Origin of the sequence: Escherichia sp. KCJ4928, assembly GCF_004352695.1 — a bacterium.
Classification (GTDB): Bacteria; Pseudomonadota; Gammaproteobacteria; order Enterobacterales; family Enterobacteriaceae; genus ECMA0423.
In genome coordinates this window covers 1-4,245 of sequence record NZ_SJWV01000250.1, presented here as the reverse complement: position 1 = coordinate 4,245, position 4,245 = coordinate 1, and the positions used below count along the sequence as shown (strand labels likewise).

Annotated in this window: 6 protein-coding genes; all 6 read left to right on the top strand. The window is 49.5% G+C overall.

Going from position 1 to position 4,245, the window contains the following annotated elements; translation table 11 throughout:
* The first annotated feature begins 153 nt into the window (after window positions 1–153).
* A complete protein-coding gene (gene yefM, locus E0D98_RS21660; protein WP_001259255.1) occupies window positions 154–405 on the top strand; it encodes a YoeB-YefM toxin-antitoxin system antitoxin YefM in 252 nt (83 codons plus the stop codon).
* Window positions 402–656 carry a type II toxin-antitoxin system mRNA interferase toxin YoeB gene (yoeB, locus tag E0D98_RS21655; RefSeq protein ID WP_000767829.1) on the top strand — a complete coding sequence of 85 codons (255 nt, stop codon included), beginning with the start codon at window positions 402–404 and terminating at the stop codon, window positions 654–656. Before yefM ends, yoeB begins: the two co-directional genes overlap by 4 nt.
* An 82-nt stretch (window positions 657–738) precedes the next feature.
* Window positions 739–1,563 (top strand): SDR family oxidoreductase, encoded by an 825-nt coding sequence (locus E0D98_RS21650; RefSeq protein WP_000754758.1) that lies wholly within the window; start codon window positions 739–741, stop codon window positions 1,561–1,563.
* A 45-nt stretch (window positions 1,564–1,608) separates the two neighbouring features.
* The gene (locus E0D98_RS21645; RefSeq protein WP_000803370.1) at window positions 1,609–2,538 is read left to right on the top strand and encodes a LysR substrate-binding domain-containing protein; all 930 of its coding nucleotides are present in this window, start codon (window positions 1,609–1,611) and stop codon (window positions 2,536–2,538) included.
* Window positions 2,539–2,752: 214 nt separating this feature from the next.
* Window positions 2,753–2,815 carry a membrane protein YoeI gene (gene yoeI, locus E0D98_RS21640; protein ID WP_010723108.1) on the top strand — a complete coding sequence of 21 codons (63 nt, stop codon included), beginning with the start codon at window positions 2,753–2,755 and terminating at the stop codon, window positions 2,813–2,815.
* A complete protein-coding gene (plaP, locus tag E0D98_RS21635; RefSeq protein ID WP_000019197.1) occupies window positions 2,805–4,163 on the top strand; it encodes a putrescine/proton symporter PlaP in 1,359 nt (452 codons plus the stop codon). Before yoeI ends, plaP begins: the two co-directional genes overlap by 11 nt.
* Window positions 4,164–4,245: the final 82 nt, after the last annotated feature.

Sequence of the window (4,245 nt, the reverse complement as noted above, 5' to 3'; positions counted from 1 at the left end):
GGCTAAGAGGACTGTCCTCTAAGCTGACGGCACCAAAAATAGCGAAGCCTGGATTTTCGTCTCACTGACAATACCTTGATCTACAAACTAATTAATAAATAGTTAATTAACGCCCATCATTGTACAATGAACTGTACAAAAGAGGAGATTGACATGCGTACAATTAGCTACAGCGAAGCGCGTCAGAATTTGTCGGCAACAATGATGAAAGCCGTTGAAGATCATGCCCCGATCCTTATTACTCGTCAGAATGGAGAGGCTTGTGTTCTGATGTCACTCGAAGAATACAACTCGCTGGAAGAGACGGCTTATCTACTGCGCTCCCCCGCTAACGCCCGGAGATTGATGGACTCAATCGATAGCCTGAAATCAGGCAAAGGAACAGAAAAGGACATTATTGAGTGAAACTAATCTGGTCTGAGGAATCATGGGATGATTATCTGTACTGGCAGGAAACAGATAAGCGAATTGTTAAAAAGATCAATGAACTTATCAAAGATACCCGCAGAACGCCATTTGAAGGTAAGGGGAAGCCAGAACCCCTGAAACATAATTTGTCAGGTTTCTGGTCCCGACGCATTACAGAGGAGCACCGTCTGGTATACGCGGTTACCGACGATTCACTGCTCATTGCAGCATGTCGTTATCATTATTGAACAGATTCATTCATAGAATGAATTGTCAGTTTTGATACGCTAGCGTAGCCTTATAGATCTAAGGTGTATCAGGAGATAACGGATGAAAAAGGTCGCAATTGTCGGGTTAGGGTGGTTAGGCATGCCGCTGGCGATGTCACTTTCAGCGCGAGGCTGGCAAGTCACCGGGAGTAAAACCACACAAGATGGTGTCGAAGCGGCCCGAATGAGTGGCATTGATAGCTATCTGCTTCGCATGGAGCCTGAGTTAGTTTGCGATTCTGACGATCTGGATGCCCTGATGGATGTCGATGCGCTGGTCATTACGCTTCCGGCACGTCGTAGCGGCCCCGGCGATGAGTTCTATTTACAAGCGGTACAAGAGTTAGTGGATAGCGCGCTGGCCCATCGTATTCCCCGCATTATTTTTACCAGCTCAACATCTGTCTATGGCGACGCGCAAGGCACGGTGAAAGAAACTACCCCGCGTAATCCGGTAACCAACAGTGGACGAGTATTAGAAGAACTCGAAGACTGGCTGCACAATTTACCCGGTACTTCGGTCGATATTCTGCGTCTTGCGGGGCTGGTCGGACCGGGACGTCATCCCGGACGCTTCTTTGCCGGAAAAACCGCGCCTGATGGTGAACATGGTGTTAATTTAGTCCATTTAGAAGATGTTATTGGCGCTATCACTCTGTTGTTACAGGCACCTAAAGGCGGACACATCTATAATATATGTGCGCCAGCTCACCCTGCGCGTAATGTTTTCTATCCGCAGATGGCCCGTTTACTGGGGCTGGAGCCTCCGCAGTTCAGAAATAGTCTGGACAGCGGCAAAGGTAAGATTATTGATGGCAGTCGGATTTGTAATGAACTGGGATTTGAATACCAGTATCCCGATCCGCTGGTAATGCCGCTGGAGTAAACGATCACGCCAGCAGGACGCCGCATGCACTGCAAGGGGGCGTGTATGAAACCACTGCTGGATGTGTTGATGATCCTCGATGCCTTAGAAAAAGAAGGCAGTTTTGCGGCGGCGTCGGCCAAACTCTATAAGACGCCGTCCGCTCTGAGTTACACCGTTCACAAGCTGGAAAGCGACCTTAATATTCAATTGCTTGATCGTAGCGGTCACCGCGCTAAATTCACCCGCACCGGAAAAATGTTATTAGAGAAGGGGCGGGAAGTTCTGCATACCGTGCGAGAACTGGAAAAGCAGGCGATCAAACTGCATGAAGGCTGGGAAAACGAACTGGTGATTGGCGTGGACGACACGTTTCCTTTTTCTCTGCTTGCGCCACTGATTGAAGCTTTTTATCAACATCATAGCGTGACGCGCCTGAAGTTTATCAATGGCGTACTCGGTGGTTCCTGGGATGCCCTGACTCAGGGGCGAGCGGATATTATTGTTGGCGCGATGCATGAGCCACCAACTTCCAGTGAGTTTGGTTTCTCGCGGTTGGGCGATTTGGAGCAAGTCTTTGCGGTCGCGCCTCATCATCCGCTAGCCCAGGAAGAAGAACCGTTAAACCGTCGTATCATTAAACGATATCGGGCGATTGTGGTGGGGGACACTGCGCAGGCCGGCGCTTCTACGGCCTCACAACTTCTCGACGAACAAGAAGCCATTACCGTTTTCGATTTTAAAACCAAGCTGGAGCTGCAAATTAGCGGCCTCGGCTGCGGCTATTTACCCCGTTATCTGGCGCAACGTTTTCTCGATAGTGGCGCGTTAATCGAGAAGAAAGTGGTCGCCCAAACTCTCTTTGAACCCGTCTGGATTGGCTGGAATGAACAGACCGCAGGGCTTGCCAGCGGCTGGTGGCGGGATGAAATTTTAGCAAATAGTGCGATCGCCGGTGTTTATGCAAAATCTGATGACGGAAAATCAGCCATTTAAAGAAAAATTATTATGACAAGCCTCTCATTCTCTTGTCATTTCCCCCCCATTTAGGCACAATGCGCCGCTGTCAAAAAATGACTAAAAACCGACGTTTCATCAGCGTCGGTTATTTTTTGCTTCAAACCAATCATTCATACCAAGAGGCCGGGCTTCGTACCGGATAGATATTTACTAAAAATCGACAGTTGTTGTCGCTGAGGAATCCAAAAAAATGGGGCAATTTTTTGCTTACGCGACGGTTATCACCGTAAAGGAGAATGACCATGTCGCATAACGTTACTCCAAACACCTCTCGCGTGGAATTGCGTAAAACGCTTACGTTAGTTCCGGTTGTAATGATGGGTCTTGCCTATATGCAGCCGATGACGCTGTTTGATACTTTTGGTATCGTTTCAGGCCTCACGGATGGTCATGTGCCGACAGCCTATGCGTTCGCATTGATTGCGATCCTGTTTACGGCTCTGAGCTACGGGAAGCTGGTTCGCCGCTATCCTTCTGCTGGCTCTGCATATACTTACGCCCAGAAATCCATTAGCCCGACTGTCGGCTTTATGGTGGGTTGGTCTTCTCTGCTCGACTATCTGTTCGCGCCGATGATCAACATTCTGCTGGCGAAAATCTATTTTGAAGCTCTGGTGCCTTCCATCCCATCGTGGATGTTTGTGGTGGCGCTGGTGGCCTTTATGACCGCCTTTAACCTGCGTAGTCTGAAATCCGTAGCGAACTTCAACACTGTAATTGTCGTGTTGCAGGTAGTGCTGATCGCGGTGATTCTGGGCATGGTTGTTTATGGCGTATTTGAAGGTGAAGGCGCTGGTACGCTGGCGAGCACTCGTCCGTTCTGGTCTGGCGATGCGCATGTTATCCCGATGATTACCGGGGCGACAATCCTGTGCTTCTCCTTTACCGGCTTTGACGGCATCAGCAACCTGTCGGAAGAAACCAAAGATGCAGAGCGCGTAATCCCGCGTGCGATTTTCCTGACCGCGCTGATTGGCGGCATGATCTTTATCTTTGCAACTTACTTCCTGCAGCTGTACTTCCCGGATATCTCTCGCTTTAAAGATCCGGATGCGTCACAGCCTGAAATCATGCTGTACGTTGCGGGTAAAGCGTTCCAGGTTGGCGCGCTGATCTTCTCCACCATTACCGTACTGGCGTCCGGTATGGCGGCGCATGCAGGCGTAGCGCGTCTGATGTACGTAATGGGTCGTGACGGCGTATTCCCGAAAAGCTTCTTCGGTTATGTACACCCGAAATGGCGTACTCCGGCGATGAACATCATCCTGGTTGGCGCGATTGCCCTGCTGGCAATCAACTTCGACCTGGTAATGGCTACAGCGCTGATTAACTTTGGTGCGTTGGTGGCGTTCACCTTCGTTAACCTGTCGGTCATCTCGCAGTTCTGGATCCGTGAGAAGCGTAATAAGACGCTGAAAGATCACTTCCAGTATCTGTTCCTGCCGATGTGTGGTGCGCTGACCGTTGGTGCGCTGTGGGTTAACCTGGAAGAAAGCTCAATGGTTCTGGGTCTGATCTGGGCGGCTATCGGTCTGATTTACCTGGCTTGCGTCACCAAGAGTTTCCGTAACCCGGTTCCGCAGTACGAAGACGTAGCGTAATCATCTTTTGTAATAATAAACCGGAGTCGAATGAATATTTGGCTCCGGTTTTTTTATTCTTTTTTATCGACATCCTCATTAA